Origin of the sequence: Methylobacterium frigidaeris, assembly GCF_022179185.1 — a bacterium.
Taxonomy (GTDB): domain Bacteria; phylum Pseudomonadota; class Alphaproteobacteria; order Rhizobiales; family Beijerinckiaceae; genus Methylobacterium; species Methylobacterium frigidaeris.
In genome coordinates, this window is sequence record NZ_BPQJ01000002.1 from 302694 (window position 1) to 326159 (window position 23466).

The following is a 23466-nucleotide window of genomic DNA, read 5'->3' on the forward strand; positions in this document are numbered from 1 at the left end:
CGTACGGCAGGCGAAGGCTCGCCGCCGACAAGGAACCCGCAGGGAGTAGGAGAAGTTCGCGGGGAGCGGCCTCAGCCGCCCTGGGCGTTGCGCCGCAGCCGCACGAGGGCCCGGTCGAGGGCGCCGAGGAAGGCGGAGCGGTCCTTCGGGGAGAACGGTCTCGGCCCGCCGGTCACCGCGCCCGCCTCGCGCAGGGACTGCATCAGGTCGCGGGTGGCGAGCGCCATGCCGACGGAAGAATCGGTGAAGGCCTTGCCGGTGGGGCTGAGCACGCTGGCCCCGGCCTTCACGCAGCGGCTCGCCAAGGGAACGTCGGCGGTGACGACGACCGCCTGCGGCCCGGCCCGCTCGGCGATCCAGTCGTCGGCGGCGTCGAGCTTGTCGGAGACGATCACCCGCTCGATCCACGGCTCGCGGGGCACGTTCAGGAAGGCGTTCGCCACCACCACGACATGAGCGCCGTGCCGCCCGGCGACGCGGTAGACCTCGTCCTTGACCGGGCAGGCATCGGCGTCGACGTAGACCGTGATCGCCGGCGTGGCAGGGCCGGTCATGGCGTCAGCTGCCCGGGTTGAGGAACAGGCTGTCGAATTCCGGCGGCGCGTAGTCCCGGCCGGTGATGTCGGTGATGACGACGTGGTCGTGGCCCTCGGCCTCGAGTTCCTGCGCCTTCTCCAGGGCGTCCTCCGGCGAGGTGCGCTGGTGCGAGAGCGGGCCGTTGGCGGTGTGGGCGGTCACGACGAGATGCATTGTCATCCTGTGGCAGGCGGGTCTCGGGCGCTTATTGCACGATCGCCTGCGACGCGGCGAGCACCCGGGGCAGGGGAGGGGAGCGCGGCGGCCCGGCGCTGGAAGGGGGCTGACTGCCGGACCGCCGCTCTCGCCGCCCCGGCATCAGCCGGTGCGGCCCGGCCAGGGTCGTGGATGAGGGTTAACGGTGTGTTGACGGGGCGGCATGCGGGAGAGCATGCGAGCCCTCCCCCTGCGAGGCAGGGTTCGGGCGCACCGCCCTTCGCCCGAAACCGTGTCACGCCGCCGTGGCGGCCACCACCTGCCCGGCCTCGGCGAGCGCCGCCTCGTAGACGGCGACGTAGCGCGCCGCGACGCTCGACCAGCGGTAATCCGACAGGTCCTCCGCGCCGCGCGCGATCTCCCCGCGCTCCAGGCGATCATAGGCGCCGCGGATCGCCCCGGCCGCCGCTTGCGCGTCGGCGAAATCCGCCAGCGTGATCGAGGGGTGGCGGTCCTTGAGCCAGGCGAAGGCGTCGTTGGGATGGGCCACCGTGACGAGGCCGGCGCTCAAGGCTTCGATCAGCGCGATCCCGAATCCCTCGTACTGCGAGGCCGAGACGAACAGGCTCGATTGCCCGATCAGCCCGCGGACCGCCGGGGCGTCGAGGCCGGTATGCAGCGTCACCGCGCCAGAGAGGCCCAGGCGCTCGATCTCGGCGGTGAGCGCTCCTACCGTGACGTCGGACGGCACCCCGACGATCCGCAGCCGCCAGCCGGCACCGTCGGCTTTCAGGGCCTGCATGGTCGCGAGCAGGCGGTCGAGGCGCTTGTTGTGGGCGAATCGCCCGATGGTTAGGAGCGCACGGCGAGGATCTGGCGAGGCGGCGCCGGCGAACTTCTCCAGGTCGACACCGTTCTGGATCACCGCGACGCCGCCGGGCGTGATGCCGTCGAACAGCCGGGCGTCGCTCTCGCTGCAGGCGACGATCGCCTCGTAGCCGCGCACGCTCATCCGGGTCGGGCCCTCGAACCAGAGCTTCTTCAGCCGCGAATGCGCGCTGGTGTGGAAGAAGCCCCCGTGGGTCGTCGCCACCATCGGGCGGCGGTGCAGGGGCCTGGCGAGCGCGAAGGCGTCGAAGAAAAAGTCGATGGCGTGGACGTGGACGAGGTCGGCGTCGCCGAGGTGCCGGAACACGGAAGGCGCGACGGGGTAGCGGTGCGAGCCGAAGAACGGGATCCGCTCGATATCGATCCCCTCCAGGCGCTCCTGCGCCGGCAGCCGTGCGTCGGGCTGCGAGAACAGCCGGTCGAGGGTCAGTACCCGCACGCGGTGGCCGAGGCGGGCCTGCTCGCGGGCGAGGTTGGCGACGAAATCCTCGAGCCCGCCGCGATTGGGCAGGAACTGGCGGACCACGTGCAGGATCGAGAGGGGCGCGGCGGAATTCGGCAAGGGACTCACCATGGGGCTCACGATGGCGCTCACGGCTCGCAGGAGGGTTTGGCCCGGGCGGCGGCCTGGATCGCGCTCACCACGGGGGCGGTGGCTCCGGCGGGATCGAGCCGCAGGGGATAGTCCGGCGCCCACAGGTCGCCGGCAGCCCAGACGGTCCAGCCGACCCAGGCTTGCGGGTTCGCGTTGACGTGGCGCAGGATCGCCGCCAGGCGCTCCGCGCAGCCGCGGTTACCGGGAGCCCCGATCTCGCCCAGGAAGGCGCGGCGCCCGTTCTGCGCCAGCCAGCCGGTCAGGCGCTCTACCGCCTGCAGGGCGTCGGCGCCCCGGCTGCACTCGGCGTGGGTGCCGGAATAATCGGCATCGAGGTACTGGTGCACCTCGTAGGCGAAGTTGTTTCCAGGATCGATCGTGCCGAGCATCACCGCGGCGTTGTTGCCGGTCGGCAGGTCGGCGGTCCAGCTATGCGCGCCGGTCCAGCCCGAGCCTGGCACCAGCACCAATTGCTTGGCGCCCACCTCCCGGATCGCCGCGATGGCGGCGTTGGCGGCGGTGAGCCAGCGCTCGGCCGGGATGTCGTGCGGCTCGTTCATCAGCCCGAACACCACCGAGGCATCGCCCCGGAAGTGGCGGGCCAGGCGCCGCCAGACGTCGGCGAAGGCCTCCGGCGTCACCATCTCGGTGCCGATGCGCGCCTTGCCGTAATAGGCGTAGTTGTGCAGGTCGATCACCGTGCGCATGCCGCTTTGCGTCGCAGCCGAGACCGCGGCTTCGAGGCGGGCGAGCTCCTCCGGATCGAGCGGCTGGCGCAGGGCCGGCTGCAGCCGCTCCCAGCGGATCGGCAGCCGCATCGCCGTCAGCCCCAACTCCGCGAAGCGGCCGATCGTCGAGGCCGAGGGGTAGAGATAGTCGAAGCCGTAGCGCCCCGGCACGGTGCCGAACTCGGCGCCGCTGATGTTGACGCCGCGCAGGCAGGTGGGGGCGGCCGCGGCGGGGGCCGACGGGAGCGCCAGGATCAGGCAGGCGAGGGTGAGGAGACGGCGCATCTCATTCCGCCGCGTGCGCGGGAGCTTGGGGGAGGGCGGGGGGAACGGCCTGCGCCGGGAGCCAGGCCCGGCGGGTGAAGAAGGCGGTCGCGCGGCTGTCGATGTCCCAGTTCGCCCGCACCCAGCGGGCAAGCACCAGGTTGATGACGATCGTCCAGCCGACATTCGCCACCGCGACGCCCATGATGCCGAACGGCACCGCCACGAGGCAGAGCAGGACCGCGTATCCGGAGTACAGGACCGCGTTGCTGATCAGGATGTAGCGTTCGCCGCCGCCGATCGTCAGGAGCGTGGGGCCCGGGCCGAAGAACGCGCTCACCACCGCGGACAGGCTGAGCACCATCAGCACGTCGGTGTGCGCGGCGAAATCCGGCTTGAACAGGGTGAGCGCGAAGGGCGCGCCGACCGCCATCACCACCGCGCCCACCGACGAGATCGTGAAGCTCGCGAGCGACAGCCGGCCGATCAGGCGCTGCGCCCCATCCCGGTCGCGGGCCTGGAAGTGGCTCGCGATCATCGGCATGCTGACGGTGTCGATCGCCGCGCTCGGCAGGTTGATCAGCGTGGCGTAGCGCAGGGCGACGAAGTAGAACGCCGCCTGCTCCATGCCGAGAGCCGCGCCGACGATCACGGTCTCGAGGAAGGCTGCCGCCGCCACGATCACGTTGTTGGCGGTGAAGAGCAGGCTCTCGCCGCGCCAGGTCGGCGCCTTCTCCGGGTGCCGGAACCCGCCGCGCCAGGAATCCCAGCCGTGCAGCCCGGCGAGGTGGCGGATCTGGTAGAGCGTCATCACCAGGAGCAGCCCCAGCACGATCTCCATCGCGACCGTCGCGCCGCTGAGAAGGCCGGCGAGCGAGGCGCCCCAGAGCACCACCGAGCAGGCGCCGCGCCAGATCACCTCGCGGGGCAGCAGCGCGAGCCAGATCCGGCCGTGGACGCGGAAGTAGTTCTGCAGGTATTCGGAGAGGGCGAAGACCCCCGCGAAGGCGCAGGCGAGATGGAGCCGGTGATAGGGGTCGGGCAGGGATTCCTCGGCGACGAAGACCACTGCGCTCGACGCGAGCATCAGCCCGATCGCGGCCGTGACCCAGCCGAGATTGTAGCGCACCAGCGCGTCGTTGTGGGCTAAGACGCCGTCCCGCGCGCGGTAGTGCTTCAGCACCAGGTTCTGCTGGCCGAACGCCGCGATCAGCCCGAGCCCGCTGCCGAACGTGAACAGGAACACGTAGACGCCGTACTCGTAGGTCGTGAGCAGCCGGCTCGCGACGAGCAGCATCAGGAAGCCGAGCACGGCGCTGGCGATCCGGGCGACGAAGGCCGAGGCGAATTGCTGCGAGCGGCCCGATCGGCGCAGCCGCGCGACGAGTGTCAGCATCGTGTCCGTCGCCTCATCGATGGCGCGGGGTTCCGGCCCGCCGCTCCTGATCCCGGGGTAGCAGCCATCCCCTATCGGGACTTTAACGCGATCTCTCGTACCCACGGCGAAAGCCGCAAAATCATCGCAGCGTTCGGCCTGGGACTACAAGCTTAGCCATTCGCAACGGCCCCGATACGGCCTTGCCGGCATTCGCCCAATCCATCGTTAACCCTGCGCTGAATTAAGGCTGCATCTCGGGTGGGGGAGGCTGCATTCACTTTGCGCGGGGTACGACCGGCCGGTAAATCTTCATCGATCCCGGCGATGGTCTTGCCTCGACACGGATCACCTCAACTCCAACCGGAAGCGTCCCATGCCTGACCGCGCCCTCGACACGGCGCCCGGAGCCGCGAGCGTCGACCGTCTCGACCTCGAGGGCGTCAGCGTCAGCGACCTCACCCGCGACGAGCTGTTCGGCCGCCTGCGCGACGCCCTCGACCGACGCGCGCAGCTGTGCCTCGGCTTCTGCAACGCCAACATGCTGCTCAAGGCCCTGTGCACGCCAGCCTATGCCGCGTCCCTGCGCGGCTTCCTGCTCGTCAGCGACGGGCTCGGCATCGACCTGTGCTCGGCCCTGTTCCGCGGCCGCTTCTTCCGCCAGAACCTCAACGGCACCGACCTGATCCCGGCCTTCCTGGCCGCCGAGACGGCGCCGCGCACGCTGTTCCTGCTCGGGGCCAGGCCCGGCATCGCCGAGGCGGCGGCGCGCAACCTGGCGCTGCTCTATCCCCAGCACAGGGTCGTCGGCGTGCGCGACGGCTACTTCCCGGCCGGGGAGCTGGAGGTTGTGCTCGCCGGGATCAACGCCGCCTCGCCGGACATCCTGCTCGTCGCCCTCGGCAATCCGGGCCAGGAGACGTTCATCGCCGAGCACGCGCACCGGATCGACGCGCGCGTGCTGATGGGGGTCGGCGCCCTGCTCGACTACGCTGCCGGCGCGTCGGTCCGCGCCCCTGCGGCGTTCCGTCTCGTGCGACTCGAGTGGCTGTTCCGTCTTCTGCGCGAGCCGCGCCGCCTCGGGCGGCGCTACACCGTCGACGTCGTGGTCTTCGTGGCCATGATTCTCCGGCTGCGGCTCGCGAGCCTCAGCATCCTGCGCCGGAGCGATCATCGGTTCGGCGACGAGAACGATGCAAAGACAAGAGCCTGAGCAGCGTTGCGCCAGGCAGATCTGCTGACTGCGCGGCCGCCCCTTCCGCCTCGTCCGCCGGCCGGGGCGGAAGGGGCCGGCACGTCGTAGATAATTCGGCAAACTTGAAGACCTAGAACAGTCTACGCGGGCCACGGGATCGGGCGCTGCTCGGCTGACAGGAAAAGGAAGTGTGCAGATGCTGACCGACGGCGCGGGCAAAGAGCTCATCGGGGGGGGCATGGCAGGGCCTATCGCGGCGGAGCCGGTCCCCGTCGTGCTCGGCGACGCGTTCGGCTGGTACAGCCCGGGCGCGCGCCGGCGCGGCGTGCTCCTGTGCGGCACCTTCGGGTTCGAGCAATGGTGCGCCTACCGCTCGTGGCGCGAACTCGCCGCGATGATCGCCGGCGCCGGCTGTCCGACCCTGCGCTTCGACTATCCGGGCCAGGGCGATTCCCGCGACCCGGCGGACCCGGAGATTCCCGCGGCGCTTGCTGCGATCCGGGCCGGCATCGCCTACCTGCGCGAGCAGGCGGGGGCGGAGGAGATCGTGGTGGTGGGCCTGCGCCTCGGTGCGACCCTCGCGGCCCTCTCGGGCGGGAGCGTCGACCGGCTGGTGATGCTGGCGCCGTTCCTTACCGGCAAGGCCTATCGCCGCGAGATGGCGATGCAGTCGCGGCTCATCGACATGATGCCCGACCGCACGCCGCTCCCGCAGGAGCCCGACACGCTGATGGTCGGCAGCTTCCTCCTCGGGTCGCAGACCCTCGCCGACCTCGCCCGGCTCGACCTGATGGCCCCGGAGCGCGCCCCAGCGCCGCGGATCCTGATACTCGGACCGAAGGTCGACACTCTGGCCGAGCGCTACCGGGCGCTCGGGAGCGCGGTCGAGACCGGCCCGCTCCCCGATCTGACCCAGCTCGTCTCCGACCCGCTCTTCCCCCGCACCCCCGGCCAGACCTTCGCGCTGGTGCGCGACTTCGCCGTGGCGCAGGCGCCCGCGCCGGTCGCGCCCTTGTCCGCGCCTTTGCCCGCGTCCCTGGCGTCGTGCCGGCTCGCCGACGCGGCGTGGCAGGAGGAGGTGTCGCAGTTCGGCCCCGGCCTCGTCGGCATCCTGTGCCGGCCGCGAGGGCCGTGGAGCGGCGGCACCGTGCTGATGGTCAATTCCGGGCGCAATCCGCGGGCCGGGCACGGCCGGCAGACGGCGCGGCTCGGCCGGCGGCTGGCCGAGGCCGGCATCGCTTCGTTCCGCTTCGACCTGCGCGGCATCGGCGACAGCGCCGAGCGTCCGGACGGGTCCCTGCCCCTCTACACGGTGGACGCGGTCGCCGACGTCCAGGCTGCCCTCGGCCACCTCGAGGCTCGGCAGCACACGCCCTGCGTGGTCCTCGGCGTCTGCAGCGGCGCCTTCCTGGCCTTCCAGGCGATCTGCCGGGACGAGCGCCTCTCCGCGGCGGTCCTGGTCAACCTCTACTGCTTCGACGTCGAGCCCGGCACCGACATCGAGACGATGATCCGCGATTCCTTCCGGGGGGAGGTGAGCTATGCGGAGCGGGCGCGGCAGGGTGACCTCTGGCGTCGCATCCTCGGCGGCGAGCTGGGCGTCGGCAAGATCCTGCGGGCGGTGGGGCGCGACGCCCGCGCCCGCGTGACGGCCTGGACGGCGCGCATCCCCGGCCTCGCCCCGGGCGGCGAGACCGTCGCCCGGCGCTTGTCGAGGCTGCGTCGCCGCGGGGCGCGGATCCACCTGGTCTATGGCCAGGGTGATCGGGGCATCGCCGCGCTCGCCGCCAATCTCGGCAAGTCGCACGAGGGCGCGGCGCGCAAGCTCGGCTATCCGGTCACCATCCTGGACGGCGTCGATCACAACCTGAGCAGGGCGGCCGACCAAGAGCGGCTCTTCGCGATCGTGAGGGACGCCGTCGAGGACGCGCGGCGCTCCCGGAATCCGGAGCACGAGGCTGGTCTGGCGATCCGTCCGCGCGACGTCCCCGACCCGGGCGGTCCCCCTTCGGCCCCCGTCGCGGCGGTCCGGGCATGAGCAGGGTCGGCACCATCGACGGTCCGGAGGCCGCGCGCGCGACCCTCGTCGTGACGGCGAAGCCGGGAGCGCGCTGCGGCGTCTCCGATTACACGGAGAAGCTGCGCACGATCATCAGCGAGCGCGGCCTCGACGTCAGGGTGGAGCGTCTGCCCACCTGGTCGTTCCAGGGATTGCTGCGGGTCTGGCGTCAGGGCGGCGCCGGCCGGCGCTCGGTCGTGCACGTGCAGTACCCGTCGATGAATCTCGGCCGGTCGCCGGCCGTGGCCCTCGCCCCGCTCCTGATCGGCGGCGCCCGCCTCTACCTGACCCTGCACGAGTTCACGATCTTCAACCGGGTCCGGAAATGCTACTTCCTGACCTTTGCCCTGTCGCGGGCCACGGTGATCTTCTCGAACGAGTTCGAGCGGCGCGCCTTCGAGACGGCCTTCCCGTTCCGCCGCTGCCGCACGATGGTGGTGCCGATCGGGTCGAACATCACGGTCGGCCGGCCAGCAGTCCCCTCCGAGGCACGCGAACCGACGCTCGTCTATTTCGGCCAGATCGGCCCGGACAAGGGCCTCGAGGCGTTCCTGGCGGTCTCGGAACGTCTTCGTGCCGGAGGCGAGAGCCTCGCCATCGTCGTCATCGGATCGCCGTCGGGACCCGATTGCCCGGTCTTCCGGGACGTGTCCGCGAGGGCCGATCAGCTCGGCATCAGGCTGGTCCTCAACGCCGAGCCGGAGCAGGTCTCCGACGAGCTGTCCCGGGCGCGCGTCGCCTTCCTGCCCTTCCCCGATGGCGTGAGCGAGAAGCGCGGATCGGCCCTCGCCTGCCTGGAGCACGGCCTGGTGGTCGTCACCACCCACTCGGCCAAGACGCCGGACTGGCTGCGGGCATCGACGGTGCCCCACGTCTCGGTCGAGGAGACGGCGGCCGCCCTCCGCACCCTCGTCTCGGCGGATGGTCACCGAGCGGCCGTCGCCGGCCGTGACCCGGATGCCTTGCGGGCGCGCACCTGGCCGAGCATCGCCGAGCGGCACCTCGCGCTGTACGGCCTGGCGTGAGGGCGGCGTGACCGGCGCAGCGTCCCGGGTATCGTGGGTTGCGTCGGGTCTCCCGTCGCGATCGCGTTCCGCGTGATCCCTCGGGGTCAGAGCCCGGTCACCGCCGCGAAGGTGCGGCTCAGGCTCTGCCACACCTCCCTCCCGTACATGATCTCGCTCCCCGGCGGCGGCCGCGAGAAGTCGTAGGTCGGCGCGGCCCGGAAGCGCTCGGGACCGAACCCGAACAGGGTGAGATTGGGGGTCTGACTGCGGTGGCAGGCCAAGGCCGCCTCCTTGCGGCGGGCCGCCTCAGGCGTCAGCGGGACGACGATCTCCGGAAGGTCTGGGTCTTCGAGGAAGCGCCCGGTGCGCAAAGTGCCGTTCACCTGGTGATAGCTCGTGAACTCGAGCCGCGCCGGCGCGTGGCTGCCCTGGCGCGCGAGGCGCGCGCAGGCCTCCTGCACCGCGAAGGCCGCCGCGTCGTGGTCGAAATGGCCCCCCTCGTAGGGGTGGGTCAGGACGGCGTCGACGCAGATCAGGTCCTCGACCAGCCGCTCGACCACCACCGCCAGATGGTCCGCCAGCCGCCCGTCCGGGATCTCGTAGAAGGCCTGGCGGGCGAGGCGGCCCTCGACCAGCACGGCGAGCGCGTCGACGAGCTCGCCGCGCCGGGCCGCCGCATAGGCCCGGCGCGTCGGGAAGCCCGCATTCGCCGCGAAGGCCGGATCGAGCGGCGCCCCATCCGAGATCTGCAGCAGGGTGAGGTCCCGCAGGTGGACCAACACCCCGCCGAGGCCGATCGTCTCGTCGTCCGGATGCGCCGTGACGACCGCGACCGCCAAGTCCAGGGGCTGGCGCGCCGCCAGCCCGTGCAGCACCCGCTCCCGGGTCGTGGCAGGGTCCATCGTCATCGCGGTTCCGTTAGAAAAGTCATGGCTTCGCAGGGCCGGGCTGGTCGCCGCCGTCGAGGCGGTAGCGAGCGAGGTCGGCCAGGCCCGGGCGGGTCGCCTTGCCGGACCACGCATCCGCGATCGACCCGATATCGACGGCGACGCCGCCCCGGGCGGCGATCTCGTGGCAGTAGAGCTTGCCCAGGTAGCCGGCCGCGACGAGCCAGAGCACGCCCGTCCAGTCCCGGTTCCGCAGGCGCGTCGTCACCCGCCCGAACGCGTCCGGGTAATGGGCCCCCGGCATCCCGGTCGCGCCGATGATGGCGGCGAAGCGCTTCTCCTCCGGCACGAGCAGGGCGGCCGCGACGCGGATGCCGGGCCGGCGCATCAGCGCGGCGGCCAGCGCCGGGTGGCAGGAGATCAGGCCGATCGGGTGGCCGGCCGTCGTCAGGCGCTGCAGGGCGCCCGAGAGGTGCAGGTCCAGGTGGATGTCGTGGGTGCAGAAGGACGTGTCGCCACGGTGCAGCAGCGGCGCCACGTGGCGCAGCACGTTGGTGCAGGACGGCACGCCGTCAGGGCTGGCGATGCCGTATTCGTGCCGGATCCGCTCCGGGTAGGTCACGCCCACCACCGAGGCGGCCGGGATCGTCGCCAGGAAGCGCTCGCGCAGGTCCAGGAAGTCCCGCCGGTCGATCAGGGCGTCGGTGCCGAACCAGGTCCGCAGGATGCGCTTGCGGTTGCGGCGGTAGAGGCTGCGGAAGCGCCCGCCCTCCTCGTCGGGGTCGCTGATCCAGGCGCCTTCGCCGTCGCCGAGCCGGATCAGCGAGAAGGGCTGCCGCCCGGCGAGCGCCGCGCCGATGCGCGCCTCCACCGACGCGGTGTCGAGGTGGCGCGGGCTCGAGCGGACCGCCATGGCGAGCCGCATCGCCTCCGCCTCGGGATGCTGCCGCAGATAGGCGAGGAGCTGGTCCAGCCGCTCCACCCGGCCGGCCTGGTCCGGGGTGGCCGGGAAAGCCGACAGGCAGGTTTCCGCCTCGTCGAGCCTCCCTGCGCCGGCGAGCTGGCGCACGGACTGGACCAGCGTGAGGAGGTTGCCCGGATCCGCCGCCCGCGCCCGCGCGAAGTCGTGCGCGGCGCCCGATCCGTCGCCCGCCCGCCAGCGCAGGATCGCGCGCTCGCGCCAGCCGTAGGGCAGATGGGGAAACAGCCGGCACAGCTCCGCCATGATCGCGGCCGCGCCGAGGATATCGCCGCGATCGCGCAGAGCCTCGGCCGCCCTGACCGCCGCGACGGGGTCGGCACCGGCCCGCGCCCAGCCGGTGCGCGATGCCCCCCGCGGCTTCAGCGCGGCCCCCGTCATGGCGCGCCGGTCGGGGCGAGGCGGGACACACTGAAGGTGCGCACGCTCATGGCGCGTCGCCCGCGATCTTCTCGACCTCGAACACGAAATGCGTGCAGAACAGGAGCCGGAGCAGGTTGATGGTCCGGATGTCGAGGCCGAGCCGGCGCCCGGTCTCGATCAGGCTGCGGTGGACGACGCCGTCCGGTCCCATCATGCCGTTGAACGGGGTGTCGTCGCTCGCCGTCAGGGTGATCAGCAGGCGCCGGAGCAGGAACACGAAGGCGTCGTGCTTCGGCTCGACCCGGGTCAGCCGCAGACCGGCTCCCTGCGCCGCGATCTTCAGGCCGTAGGGCGTGAAGTTGAAGGTGCCGTAATCCTGCATCTGCTCCAGATAGGCGATCTGCCCGATCAGCTTGCCGCCGGGGCGCAGCACGCGGGCGATCTCGCCGAAGCTGAGATCGATGTGCTGCACGTGGTGGAGCACCACCATCGCCCAGACCACGTCGAAGTCCCCGTCCGCGAAGGGCAGCACGCGCCCGTCGTAGAAGCGCACGGCGTCACCGAGGCGCGCCACGTCGTCCCGGACCGTGGCCGAGACGCTGTCGAGGTAGTCGACGCCCTGCCACGCATAGCCGAGCGACTCGATGAAGGGCCGGCTGTGCATCGCCCCGCAGCCGAAATCGAGGAGCCGCGCGCCAGGCCGGAAGGCGGCGGCGAGCAGGTCCTCGGCTGAAGCCGCCTCCAGGCTGTCGCCGTTCACGGCCGGGCCGACCTCGTGGTAGAAGGAGCCGTCCATGGCGAGCGTCGTCGCCCGGTCGGTGATTCCGGCGATCAGGCGTTCGAGCAGCGCGTCCAGGGTGTCGGGCACCGGCTCCGGCGGCGCGACCGGCACAGGGTCCGGAACCGCGACGGGCGCCGGCGCGGGCCCGCCGCGGTCGGGGTCGAGGATCCGCGCGAGGGCGCGGCGCAGGGCCGTGAGGCTGAGGCGGGTCGATGCGTTCGTCACGGCCGTCGGCTCCGGAGGGCTTCGATCATGGTGCGGTACTCCTCCGCGACCGCCGCGGGCGCGTGCGTGTCGCGCAGGCGACGCGCCGCCGCCGCGCCGAGCGCGGCGCGCCGGTCCGGCGCGGCGACGAGCGCGGCCAGGGCGGTCGTCCAGGCCTCCCGCCCCGAGGCGAGCTGGACATCGACCCCGTCCTGCAGGGTTTCGCGGTGGGCGGGGGTGTCGCCCGCCAGCGTCGGGATCCCGAAGCGCGCGGCGGCGAGCCAGCTTGTCGGCGCCAGGCAGGAATCGGCCTCGCTCCCGTCGGCCGGAACGAGGTTCAGGTCGCTTCCCCGCAACGCCTCGTCCCAGTCCGGGACCGGCCCGGCTTGAGTGATGCGGTCGGCGAAGGGCGCGAAGGCGTCGTCGAGCAGGGCGAAGCCGGCCGTCGTCAGCCTGGCCCGCGGCTCCAGCCGCAGGACGTGCAGCAGCGCCGCGCCCGTCGCATCCGCCGCGCTCACGGTCCGCGATCGCGGCGCGTAGAGGAACAGGCGGATCCCGTCACCCGTCGCGGGCGAGCGCGCCCCCGGCATCGCGACGTCCCGGACGACGAAGCTGCGGCCCGTCGCGACGATCCGGTCGAGATGCCCGGCCAGCGCCCGGGTCGGCGCGAGGCCGTGATCGCAGAGCGCGGCCGCCCCGCGGTAGAGCGCCACCCCGAAGACGAGATCCTCGTGGACCCGCTCGCCGATCCGACCCTCGAAGGCCGCCAGCGGCGGCGGCGCGTGGCGCGGGTCGATCGTCAGCTCGTCGGTCTCGTACAGGGTCGGGACGCCGAGCCGCCGGGCGCGCACGAGGGCCTGGACGACGGTGGGCCAGGCCGGCATCCGCACCACCACGGCGGCGTCGGCCGCAGGCAGCGCCTCCTCGAAGGCCCGGACCGTACCGAGATCGAAGACCCGTACGGCATGGCCGTAGAGGTCGATCGATCGTTCCAGCCGGCGCCGGGCGCTGGCCGGAAGGCTGTCGGCCAGTACCGCGACGAAGGGCTCGGGCGACGGCTCCCGCGTCCCGGCGGGCAGGCAGGCGGCCGACAGGTCGGCTACGCCGCGGATGGCTTCGGCGAGACAGGCATCGCCCTCCTCCCGGCGTCCTTCCGTGTAGAGCGCCCGCGCCGCGCGGCTGCGCTCGGCGAAGTAGCGTTCGGCACCATCGCGGACGAGGGCGTCCCCCACCGGCGCGGGCACCGGGCCGGCGAGCGCCCGAGGAAGACGGGCGAAGAGCCGCGGCCAGGCGGTACGCGCCGCCGCGGCGGTCACGAAGCCGCGCAGGGCGGCCTCGTCGACCGTGCCGCGGGCCAGCAGGTTGTCCAGAAGGCCGTCATAGACATCGAGGGCGGCGCTCCAGGCGCCGGCGCGGCCATAGGCCTCGGCGAGCCGGGCCTGCGTGGCGGGGGAGGGCTCCAGCGCCGCGGCCAGCTCGTAGGCCCGGATCGCCGCGGGGTCGTGACGTGCGGCGAAATGATCCCCGACGGCGGTCAGGAACGACGCCGCGTCCTCGCCGTAGGGAGCCGGTCGCCGGTCTCGGCGAAGCCCTCGCGCAGGAAATGGGCGAGGGCCGCCCAGCGGTGGGCAGCGGTGCGCGGGTAGAGGCGCGTGTAGAAGCGCCACGGGAACGCGGCAGGATAGGCCCTCAGGGACAGGCCGAGACGGCCGAGATGCGCCGCCTGATGACCCGGGTCGCCCTCCGGTCCGCCCTGCGCCTGCCAGGCGGCCTGGCAGGCCGCGTCGTCGGCATGGGCGAAGGCCGGATGGGTCTCGCGGAAATGATCCGGATCGAAGCCCGCCACCTGGTCCGGCCGGTAGGCGAGGCCCGAGACCTTGCCGATCGTGCCGTAATGCCGGCGGATCTCGTGGTCCGACAGGTCCCGGACCTCCGGGTTGCGGTCGCGATAGCCTTGCGGGCTGAAATCGGCCGGCAGGCTCGGGGTTTCGCGCGCCGCCGCTCCGTCGGGTCGCCGCTGCTTCGTCTCGGCGTGATCGGCGGGAAGTCCGGTGCCGACCCGCGGCGTATCGGAACCGTTCGGGCCGTGATGAGAATTTTCGCTTAAAATTGTGCTCGATTTGTTGGGGAGATCGCGATCGTTACCCGGTGTTGCCGGGCGATTGCTGCGAAGCAGGTGAATATTTCTTGTTATATTCTTGAGTAGTTTCATGCTTCGTCGCACAAGATTTACGCCTGCTGAAAGTAAAAACTTGCCGACTTGCTGGCTTGCGATCTGCTCGCTCTATCAGGCCGAGGATAGTCTGTAAAGTAACGAGGGTGTGGATGGCGACTTGTCGCCTGGTCGAGATCGAGGAAGAGACTGTCGTGCAGTTAAGATGAGACAGTGATCGCGTGTTCGTGCAATCCACGATTGCGGTTTCGTGCTGCACTCATCGTGATGCGCGAGGGATCCGCTCTCCTCGTCCAGTTGCCGCCGGCCCGGCGCGAAGTTGTGCCGACGGACGAGGGCTGTTCGCCGATCCGCGATCTCGCGCGATCCGGCAGCCGGAGGAGGGCGGGCCGGCGATGACCTGGGTCGACGTCTATGGGTCGACGTCTATGGGCTGACGACGATGGTTGCGAATGACGTCCGTTAAGGCATCGCCGGCGGGCCGGACGGCGCGCTGCGCTCAACGGAGGCGAGCGACGGCGAGGCCCGCCCCGCAAATCCGTCCCGGTCTTGTCGCGCCGCGCTACCCCGCGCGGGAGAGGAGGGCGGCCTCGTCCGCCGCACCGGTCCGCTGCAGGAAATCCGGGATTGCCTCCCCGAACACCTGGTCGGCCGCCGCCCGGTCGTCCGCCGCCACAGCCGCCGCCAGGCGGTCGAGCCAGGCGCTGAGCTGGGCGCGGTCGGCAAAGACGGGTTTTGCCGCCATCACCCCGTCGATGCCGGCGAGGTTCACCATCGGCTCGTCGCGGGCGAACAGGATCTCGTTCAGGCGCTCGCCCGGGCGGGCCCCGGTGACGACCACGTCGATGTCCTCGCCGGGCTCGAAGCCGGCGAGGCGGATCATCCGCTCGGCCAGGTCGCGGATGCGCACCGGCTGGCCCATCTTGAGCACGTAGACGGCGGCGCGCTGGTCGCCGGCCCCCGGGTCGCGGGCCTCGCGGTCGGCATGGGAGGCGGCGGTGAGCACGAGGTCGGCGGCCTCGCGCACGGTCATGAAGTAGCGCACCATGTCGGGATGGGTGAGCGTGACCGGACCGCCGCGGGCGATCTGTGCCTTGAACACCGGCACCACCGAGCCGACCGAGCCCAGCACGTTGCCGAAGCGCACCGCGACGAGGCGGGTCTCGCCGGCCTCGTGACCGGCCTCGTGGCGGCCGGCATCGAGGGCCTGGGCGTACATCTCGGCGAAGCGCTTGGTGACGCCGAGCTGCGACACCGGCTCGATCGCCTTGTCGGTCGAGATCATGACGAGCGCACGCGCGCCCGCCGCCAGCGTCGCGTCCGCGACGTTGACCGAGCCGAAGACGTTGGTCTTGATGCCCTCGCTCCAGTCGCGCTCCAGGTAGGGCACCTGCTTGAGCGCGGCGGCGTGGAAGACGTAGTCGGGCCGGAACTCCTTCAGGACCCGAAACAGCCGGTCGCGGTCGCGGATATCGGCGATGACGCCGCTCACCCCCTCGCGGCCGGAGAGCCCGGGGCGGCTCAGGACCCCGTGCAGGGCGGGCTCGGAACTCTCGAGCACCAGCACGGCGCTCGCCCCGAAGGCGACCGCCCGGGCGCAGATCTCCGAGCCGATCGAACCGCCGCCGCCGGTGACCACCACCCGCTGCCCGGTCAGGAAATGCTCGAGCCGCGGCCGGTCGATGGCGACGGTCGGGCGCAGCAGCAGGTCCTCGATCTCGATCGGGGCGAGCTCCGCCCCGCGGCCGGCGTCGCCGAGGCTCGTCACCCGGGCGAGCGGCAGGCCGAGGCGCCGCGCCCGGGCGATCAGCGCCTCGGGCTCGGCCTCGGGGGCGAGCGCGCTCGGCGTCGCGACGAGGCGGCGGATCGGCACGCCGCGGGCGCCCAGGCCGGCCACCACCTCCTCCAGGTCCGAGACGGCGCCGAGCACCGGCACGCCGCGCATGGTCTGACCCTGCTCCTCGGCGCGCGGCGAGAGGATGCCTTTCGGGTCGAGCTTGCGCACGGCGCCCGATTCGATTGCGCGGAGCACCACCTCGATGTCGTGGCCGCGGCCGATCAGCAGGGTCGGCGTGCTGGCGGCCCGCGCCAGGCTCTGGCGCGAGCGGCTGTATTTCAGGTAGCGGAACGCCAGCCGCGGCCCTCCGAGCAGGAAGACCTGCAGGACGAAGTAGAGCCCGATGGCAATCTTGCCGAAGAAATAGATGCCGAACGCGACCGGCGAGACCAGCACGTAGTCGAGCACCAGGAGCAGCAGCGTGAGAACCGCCACCGCCCGGACGATGTTGGCGAGATCCGGCAGCGAGGCGAAGCGCCACTTGGTCCGGTAGAGCCCGAAGGCGCGGTAGACCAGGCCGGCGCAGGCCACGAAGGGCGGCAGGAGCACCGGCAGATGGGCGAGCCGTTCGGTGAGCAGCGGGCCGTCGAACCGGATCACGAAGGTGAGGAGCACGGCGAGGGCCGTCGCCACGAGGTCGTGGACGATGATCGTCGCGGTCTTGAGGATCTGTCTGCGCATCGGGAGCCGGGCGCGGTATCGGCCGGAGCTTCCGCGGTGTCAACGCGGCGAGGCCGCCTGGTTTCTCAAGGAGCGGGATTTGCCAAACGCCGCCGCTCCGCCATCTGGGCATACAGTCAGGGAGCATCGCGGGAGCGCGGTGCCGAGAGGGAGATCCCCGCGCCGCATGCCCAGCCTCGCCTTCTACGGCTCCAGCCTGCTCTCCGCCTATTGGAACGGCGCCGCCACCTATTACCGCGGCCTGATCCGCGATCTCGCCGGCCGGGGCTGGCGCACCACCTTCTACGAGCCCGACGCCTTCGAGCGCCAGCAGCACCGGGACATCGACCCGCCGGACTGGGCCGAGGTGGTCGTCTACCCGGCCACCGAGGCGGCGGCCCGCGGCGTGATCGCCGAGGCGGCCAAGGCCGACGTGGTGGTGAAGGCCTCGGGGGTCGGGGTGTTCGACGACCTCCTGCTCGAGGAGCTGGCGCGGACAGCCCGGCCCGACGCGGTGCGGTTGTTCTGGGACGTCGACGCCCCGGCGACGCTCGCCGAGATCGGCGCTGCCCCCGACCACCCGATGCGTCGGATCCTGCCGGATCTCGACCTCGTCCTCACCTATGGCGGCGGGCCGCCGGTGGTGGCGGCGTACCGGGGCTTCGGCGCCCGGGACTGCGTGCCGATCTACAACGCGCTCGATCCCGACACCCACCACCCGGTGCCGGCGCAAAGCCGGTTCTCCGCCGACCTCGCCTTCCTGGGCAACCGGCTGCCCGACCGCGAGGCGCGGGTGGAGGAGTTCTTCCTCAATGTCGCGGCTGGCCTGCCGGAGCGGCGCTTCCTCATCGGCGGCAACGGCTGGGAGTGGCGGGCGCTGCCGGAGAACGTGCGCCGCATCGGCCACGTGCCGACGGCGGACCACAACGCCTTCAACACCTCGCCCCGGGCCGTGCTCAACATCGCCCGCGATTCGATGGCGGTCACCGGCTGGTCGCCGGCGACACGGGTGTTCGAGGCCGCCGGCGCCGGCGCCTGCCTGATCACCGATGCCTGGACCGGTCTCGAGATGTTCCTGGCCGAGGGCGAGGAAGTGCTGGTCGCCCGCGACGGGCGCGACGTCGCCGCCCATGTCGAGGCGCTGACGGAGGAGCGGGCGCGGGCGATCGGGGAGGCGGCGCGCCGGCGCATCCTCGCCCAGCACACCTACGCGCGCCGGGGCGCCGAGGTCGACGCGCTGTTGCGCCGGGCCCTCGCCGCCCGCCGGGAGGCCTCCGCGTGAGCCGGCCTCTCGACCTCGTGGTTCTGGGCTTGAGCCTGTCCTCATCCTGGGGCAACGGCCACGCCACCACCTACCGGGCATTGCTCCGGGCCTTCGCCGCCCGCGGCCACCGGGTCACGTTCCTGGAGCGCGACGTGCCCTGGTACGCGGCCCACCGCGACCTCGCGGATCCCGGCTACTGCGACCTCGTGCTCTACGGGGATCTCGCCAACCTCGCCGACCTGACGCCGCGGTTGGAGGCGGCCGATGCCGTGATGGTCGGCTCCTACGTGCCGGACGGGGTCGCGGTCGGCGAGATGGCGACCCGGATCGCGCGGCGGACGGGCCGTGTCGCGGCCTTCTACGACATCGACACGCCGGTGACGCTGGCCAAGCTCGCCCGCGGCGACCACGAATACCTGACGCCGGACCTGATCCGGTCCTACGACCTCTACCTGTCCTTCACCGGCGGCCCGACGCTCGCGCGGCTGGAGCGGGAATACGGGGCGCCGATGGCCCGGGCGCTGTACTGCTCGGTCGATCCGGAGCATTACGCACCACGGACAGGCCCGCTCCGCTACGACCTGAGCTATCTCGGCACCTACAGCCCCGACCGGCAGCCGACCCTGGAGCGGCTGCTGATCGAGCCCGCCCGCCGGGCGCCGCGCCTCTCCTTCGCTGTCGCCGGGCCGCAATATCCGGACGGCATCGACTGGCCCGCCAACGTGGCGCGCCTCGACCATGTCGGCCCGGCCGACCACCCGGCCTTCTACGCCGCCAGCCGCTACACCCTGAACGTCACCCGCGCCGACATGATCGCCGCCGGCTACAGCCCGAGCGTGCGCCTGTTCGAGGCCGCCGCCTGCGGCACGCCGCTGATCTCCGATGCCTGGGACGGGCTCGACACCGTGCTGACCCCCGGCCGCGAGATCCTGGTAGCCGCCGGGCCGGAGGCGGTGCTGGCGGTCCTGACCGACCGGGACGAGGCCGCCCGGACGGCCAGGGCAGCGGCCGCGCGGGCCCGGGTCCTCGCCCACCACACCGCCGCCTGCCGGGCCGCCGAGCTCGAAATCGCCTTGCGCGAAGCGGGGGCTGGCGGCGTCCGCGCCGCACCCTAAAATACTTACACCCTGTATCGCAACGAGGCGCAGGAGCGACGCGTTGTGTGCGGGTGCGGATCCGGGAACAAAGATCCCGGATCCGCGGCGCGCCGAAAGGGCGCCCCGGGTGCTTCCGCCCGGCCAGCCTGAAGAGGATCGACCGCATGAGACACCGCGAGAGCACGCTCGTCCTGGTCGCCGGCGGGGCGGGGTTCCTGGGGTCTCACCTATGCGATCGATTGCTGGCCGAGGGGCACGAGGTCGTCTGCCTCGACCATTTCGGCACCGGCCGGCGGCGCAACCTGCGCCATCTCGAGCGCGAGCCGCGCTTCGACCTCGTCACCCACGACGTGGTCCAGCCCCTGCCGGCCCGGCTGCGGCGCCAGCGCTTCGCGCGGATCTACAACCTCGCCTGCCCGGCCTCGCCGCCGCATTACCAGGCCGATCCGGAGCACACCTTGCTCACCAGCGTGCTCGGCACCCGCCACCTGCTGCTGGCGGCCGAGGAATCCGGCGCGCGCCTCCTCCAGGCCTCGACCTCCGAGATCTACGGCGACCCGGAGATGCACCCGCAACAGGAGGGCTACTGGGGCCACGTGAACCCGACCGGCCCGCGCGCCTGCTACGACGAGGGCAAGCGCGCCGCCGAGACGCTCTGCGCCGACTACGCCCGCGCCGGCCGCGTCGCGGTGCGGGTGGCCCGCATCTTCAACACCTACGGGCCGCGGATGCGCGCCGATGACGGGCGGGTGGTCTCGAACGTGATCTGCCAAGCGCTCGCCGGCGACGACATCACGGTCTACGGCGACGGCAGCCAGACCCGCTCGTTCTGCTACGTCGACGACCTGATCGACGGGCTCTACCGGCTGATGGAGCACGGGGCCGAGGCGCGCGACATCGGCGCGGTCAATCTCGGCAATCCGGTCGAGCTGACGGTGTCGGACCTGGTGCGCCGGGTGCTGGCCATGACCGGCTCGTCCTCCGCCGTGGTCAACCACCCGCTCCCGGTCGACGATCCGCGCCGGCGCCGGCCCGACATCACCCGCGCCTCCGAGATCCTGGGCTGGGCGCCGCGAGTGCCGCTGGAGCAGGGCCTGCGCGCCACCGTGATGTGGTTCTCCGACGAGGCCGAGGACGGCCCGCGGGCCGCCTCGCGGCCGGTTCTCGACGTGCCGGCGGCGGTGGTGGCCTGACGCCCCGGTCCTCCCGCGTTGCGGGCCGGCCTGCCCCTGAGCTAAGCCGGCTCCGACCTCGCGCGGGAGCCCGTTGCCATGCAGACCTTCGACTCGGACGGCGTTTCGATCGCCTATATCGACGTCCCGCCGAAGGAAGGCGCGGCCGATCCGATCCTGCTGATCCACGGCTTCGCGTCGAACCACATCGTCAACTGGGTCAACACCTCCTGGGTGCGGACCCTCACGGGCGCCGGGCGGCGGGTGATCGCCCTCGACAACCGCGGCCACGGCCGCAGCGGCAAGCTCTACGACCCCGAGGCCTACGGCTCCGACCTGATGGCCGAGGATGCCCGCCGGCTCCTCGACCACCTCGGCATCCCCCGCGCCGACGTGATGGGCTATTCCATGGGCGCGCGGATCACCGCCTTCCTGGCGCTGGCTCATCCGGATCGCGTCCGCTCGGCGCTCCTCGGGGGCTTAGGGCTCCACCTCGTCGAGGGGAGGGGGCTGCCGGCCGGCATCCCGGAGGCGATGGAGGTTCCCTCCCGCGACGACATCACCGACCCGACGGCGCGGATGTTCCGGGTCTTCGCCGAGCAGACCGGCAGCGACCTGCGCGCGCTCGCCGCCTGCATGCGCGGCTCGCGCCAGACCCTGTCGCGGGCGGAGGTCGCCCAGATCGAGGTCCCGGTTCTGGTGGCCGTGGGCACCACCGACACCGTGGCGGGATCGGGGCCGGCGCTCGCCGCCCTGATCCCGGAGGCCCGCGCCCTCGACATCCCCAACCGCGACCACAACCTCGCGGTCGGCGACAAGGTGCACAAGGCCGGGGTGCTGGAGTTCCTGGACGCGCGGCCCTGACGGGGGACCCGCCCGCGACCTCGTAACGAGGGTCTATCCGATCATTCCTGAGGTTATCGACGCCCGCTATGTCGTTCCGGGGCCCGCCGAAGGCGACAGCCCGGAATCCGGAACCGCTGTGGCGGTCCAGAAACCTGAGTGCCTGGATTCCGGGATCCGCTGCGCGGACCCGGATTGACGATGGAGGGCTCGAGTTCCGTCGATCAATGTTCGAGGGCGCGAACGGGATTGAACTTCAGGAAGGCGCCGAAACCGGCTCCGAGACGACCGCCTCGCCCCGTCGGCATCAAGGGGCTTTCCGCGTCGTCATCGCCTGTGCGAGGATGGGCCGCCCGCCGGGTACGGCTTCCGACCTGATTGATTGGGCGCAAATAAATCATGGATGCCGTATCGCCCCGACGGCGTGCGCGCATCCAGGGAGGACGCCATGTCGAGCGACGCCAACAAGGACCTCGCCCGCGCCTACTTCAAAGCCTTCCTCGAACGGGACGAGGCGTGGTGGCAGCGGCACATCGCGCCCGAGTTCGTCCGCCACGATCCCGGCCTGAACTTCGCGGTGCGCGGGCCGGAGGGCGTGGCCCGGCTCGGCGAGGTGCTGCATGGCGGCGTCACCGAGATGACGCTGCCGATCGACGAGGTGATCGCCGAGGGCGACCGGGTGCTGGTCCGCCTGCGCTTCCAGGGCCGCCATACCGGGGACCTGATGGGGCTCCCCGCCAGCGGCCGCAAGCTCGACATCGCGGTGATGGACCTGTTTCGCATCGTCGACGGGCGCCTGGTGGAGCACTGGGCGCTCCTCGACAATCTCGGCCTCTTGAAGCAGGTCGGCGCCCTCCCGGCGTGAGACCCCGTTCCCTCACCCTGGGAGATCCCGCATGTCCACGCCGCAGATCATCCTGCACCACTACGCCTTCTCGCCCTACGCCGAGAAGGTCCGCCTCGTCCTCGGGCTCAAGGGGCTCGATTGGGGCTCGGTCGACGTGGCGATGATGCCGCCGCGCCCGCTCCTCGATCCGCTCGCCGGCGGCTACCGGCGCATCCCGGTGCTGCAGGTCGGAGCCGACATCTACTGCGACACCCACGCGATCCTGCCGGCCCTGGAGCGCCTGGCACCGGAGCCCAGCCTGTATCCGGGCCTCGCCCCCGCGCTCGCCGAGGGCCTGACCTACGGCCTCGAACGGGACCTCTGGCTCGCGGTCATCGGCATCACGGTGCACTTCGCCGGCGACCTGCCCGAAGCCTTCCTGCGCGACCGGAAGGACGATTACCTCTACGTCGACATCAGCCACGCCGCGATGGAACCGGATTTCGCCCGCAACGCCCAGCGGGTCGCGGCCTGGACCTCGTGGCTCGCCGAGGCGCTGTCGGATGGCCGTCGCTTCCTCGCCGGGGACCGGGCCGGCGCCGTCGATCTCGCGCATTACCACCTGCTCTGGCTGATGCGCGGCGGCGAGCGGGCCGGAGCGGTCGACCGGCTGCTCGGGCTCGAGCCCATCCTCGGCTGGATCGAGCGGGTCGCCGGCCTCGGCCACGGCCGGCCGCAGGCGATGAGCGCCGAGGCAGCCCTGGACGCGGCCCGGGTCGCCGAGCCGGCGCCCGTCGCGCCCGTCAACGCGGCGCCGGACCTCGTCGCGGCGGCGCCCGGCGACGCCGTGACGGTGAAGCCGGACGACTTCGCCCGCGTGCCGGTCGAGGGCCGGCTCGTCGCCGTCGAGCCGGGCCGCATCGTCATCCGCCGCGACGATCCGCAGGTGGGGGCGCTGCACCTGCACTTCCCGCGCGCCGGGTTCACGGTGGCGAAGGGCTGACCGTCATTTTCAGGTTCACCCCTGATCAGTCGAACAGACGGAACTGAAACCTTCCAGGTCATTCCGGGCTCCCCTGCGCATCAGAGCCCGGAACGACACCGTGGATGTCATGATCGGCCGAGCCAAGTCGACACGCCCTCCATCGTGGGGCCTCGGTCCGGGCGAGGGCTTCATCGTCACCGGTCGCGCCCGGCCGGTTCGCTGCGATCGGTCACTCCACCACAGGTGCGATGCAGGCGCCCCGGCGATCTCCCGTAAGGTCGGCGCCCCCGAGACCCCATGACGCGGTGAACGCGAATGGAGTGGCCGCAACGGAAGCGGCGCCTATCTGCGTCGGCGTACCGTATGGCCGATTCGGGTTCGGGATGAATGGTCGTTATCCAAAGTCGGTGCCGTGGGCGGATCTGTCCCTCACCCGACGTGACGGTCTCTCTCCTATACCCAGTACTAGTATAAGACGCCGTACGGGCCCATCACGCGATTTTCGAGCGACCGCCTCGCCCGGTCGAGGCCGTGCGCTCGCCCATCACGATC

20 protein-coding genes are annotated in these 23466 nt (G+C 71.9%); 9 read left to right on the plus strand and 11 right to left on the minus strand.

The features are described from left to right. Positions 1-71 precede the first annotated feature (71 nt). The 5 genes from MFF64_RS03290 to MFF64_RS03310 all read right to left on the minus strand — a co-directional run bounded on the left by MFF64_RS03290 (position 72) and on the right by MFF64_RS03310 (position 4603). On the minus strand, positions 72-554 hold the full coding sequence (locus MFF64_RS03290) for a YaiI/YqxD family protein (RefSeq protein ID WP_099902097.1): 483 nt from the start codon (positions 552-554) through the stop codon (positions 72-74). Positions 555-558: 4 nt separating this feature from the next. Beyond that, positions 559-750 (minus strand): hypothetical protein, encoded by a 192-nt coding sequence (locus tag MFF64_RS03295; RefSeq protein ID WP_099902099.1) that lies wholly within the window; start codon positions 748-750, stop codon positions 559-561. Between the two features lie 277 nt (positions 751-1027). Then, complete coding sequence (locus tag MFF64_RS03300; RefSeq protein WP_099902101.1) at positions 1028-2194, minus strand: glycosyltransferase family 4 protein; 1167 nt, start codon at positions 2192-2194, stop codon at positions 1028-1030. Between the two features lie 17 nt (positions 2195-2211). After that, positions 2212-3228 carry a glycoside hydrolase family 5 protein gene (locus MFF64_RS03305; RefSeq protein ID WP_238189560.1) on the minus strand — a complete coding sequence of 339 codons (1017 nt, stop codon included), beginning with the start codon at positions 3226-3228 and terminating at the stop codon, positions 2212-2214. Position 3229: 1 nt separating this feature from the next. Next, the gene (locus MFF64_RS03310) at positions 3230-4603 is read right to left on the minus strand and encodes a lipopolysaccharide biosynthesis protein (RefSeq protein WP_099902471.1); all 1374 of its coding nucleotides are present in this window, start codon (positions 4601-4603) and stop codon (positions 3230-3232) included. 355 nt (positions 4604-4958) lie between these two features. Between MFF64_RS03310 and MFF64_RS03315 the strand changes: the two genes are divergently transcribed. From MFF64_RS03315 to MFF64_RS03325, 3 genes are all read left to right on the plus strand, one after another. Further along, entirely contained in the window at positions 4959-5795 is an 837-nt protein-coding gene (locus tag MFF64_RS03315; RefSeq protein WP_099902932.1) for a WecB/TagA/CpsF family glycosyltransferase, read from the plus strand. Positions 5796-6015: 220 nt separating this feature from the next. After that, positions 6016-7815, plus strand: coding sequence for an alpha/beta fold hydrolase (locus MFF64_RS03320; RefSeq protein WP_238189562.1), 1800 nt, complete (start codon positions 6016-6018; stop codon positions 7813-7815). Next, positions 7812-8861: a glycosyltransferase gene (locus MFF64_RS03325; RefSeq protein WP_238189563.1), complete on the plus strand. Its 1050-nt coding sequence runs from the start codon at positions 7812-7814 to the stop codon at positions 8859-8861. Before MFF64_RS03320 ends, MFF64_RS03325 begins: the two co-directional genes overlap by 4 nt. Before the next feature lie 86 nt (positions 8862-8947). On the opposite strand, the gene MFF64_RS03330 is transcribed toward MFF64_RS03325, so the two are convergent. The 6 genes from MFF64_RS03330 to MFF64_RS03355 form a co-directional block, all read right to left on the minus strand. Beyond that, positions 8948-9751 (minus strand): PIG-L deacetylase family protein, encoded by an 804-nt coding sequence (locus tag MFF64_RS03330; RefSeq protein ID WP_238189566.1) that lies wholly within the window; start codon positions 9749-9751, stop codon positions 8948-8950. A gap of 19 nt (positions 9752-9770) precedes the next feature. After that, entirely contained in the window at positions 9771-11090 is a 1320-nt protein-coding gene (locus tag MFF64_RS03335) for a tetratricopeptide repeat protein (protein WP_238189568.1), read from the minus strand. 46 nt (positions 11091-11136) lie between these two features. Next, positions 11137-12078, minus strand: coding sequence for a class I SAM-dependent methyltransferase (locus MFF64_RS03340; RefSeq protein WP_238189570.1), 942 nt, complete (start codon positions 12076-12078; stop codon positions 11137-11139). After that, on the minus strand, positions 12075-12941 hold the full coding sequence (locus MFF64_RS03345; protein WP_309296440.1) for a glycosyltransferase family protein: 867 nt from the start codon (positions 12939-12941) through the stop codon (positions 12075-12077). The genes MFF64_RS03340 and MFF64_RS03345 overlap by 4 nt, the downstream gene beginning before the upstream one ends. 650 nt (positions 12942-13591) lie before the next feature. Further along, positions 13592-14269 carry a hypothetical protein gene (locus tag MFF64_RS03350; protein ID WP_238189572.1) on the minus strand — a complete coding sequence of 226 codons (678 nt, stop codon included), beginning with the start codon at positions 14267-14269 and terminating at the stop codon, positions 13592-13594. Between the two features lie 523 nt (positions 14270-14792). Continuing rightward, entirely contained in the window at positions 14793-16748 is a 1956-nt protein-coding gene (locus tag MFF64_RS03355; RefSeq protein WP_238189574.1) for an SDR family NAD(P)-dependent oxidoreductase, read from the minus strand. Between the two features lie 166 nt (positions 16749-16914). On the opposite strand from MFF64_RS03355, the gene MFF64_RS03360 reads away from it, so the two are divergent. The 6 genes from MFF64_RS03360 to MFF64_RS03385 all read left to right on the plus strand — a co-directional run bounded on the left by MFF64_RS03360 (position 16915) and on the right by MFF64_RS03385 (position 22932). Beyond that, positions 16915-18009: a CgeB family protein gene (locus MFF64_RS03360; RefSeq protein ID WP_099902418.1), complete on the plus strand. Its 1095-nt coding sequence runs from the start codon at positions 16915-16917 to the stop codon at positions 18007-18009. Next, entirely contained in the window at positions 18006-19106 is a 1101-nt protein-coding gene (locus tag MFF64_RS03365) for a CgeB family protein (protein WP_238189577.1), read from the plus strand. The genes MFF64_RS03360 and MFF64_RS03365 overlap by 4 nt, the downstream gene beginning before the upstream one ends. 146 nt (positions 19107-19252) lie before the next feature. Continuing rightward, entirely contained in the window at positions 19253-20281 is a 1029-nt protein-coding gene (locus tag MFF64_RS03370; RefSeq protein WP_099907046.1) for a UDP-glucuronic acid decarboxylase family protein, read from the plus strand. A gap of 78 nt (positions 20282-20359) precedes the next feature. Next, positions 20360-21124, plus strand: coding sequence for an alpha/beta fold hydrolase (locus MFF64_RS03375; RefSeq protein WP_099907048.1), 765 nt, complete (start codon positions 20360-20362; stop codon positions 21122-21124). 427 nt (positions 21125-21551) lie between these two features. Beyond that, complete coding sequence (locus MFF64_RS03380) at positions 21552-21968, plus strand: ester cyclase (protein WP_099907050.1); 417 nt, start codon at positions 21552-21554, stop codon at positions 21966-21968. A gap of 31 nt (positions 21969-21999) precedes the next feature. Further along, a complete protein-coding gene (locus MFF64_RS03385) occupies positions 22000-22932 on the plus strand; it encodes a glutathione S-transferase family protein (protein WP_099907052.1) in 933 nt (310 codons plus the stop codon). Positions 22933-23466 lie beyond the last annotated feature (534 nt).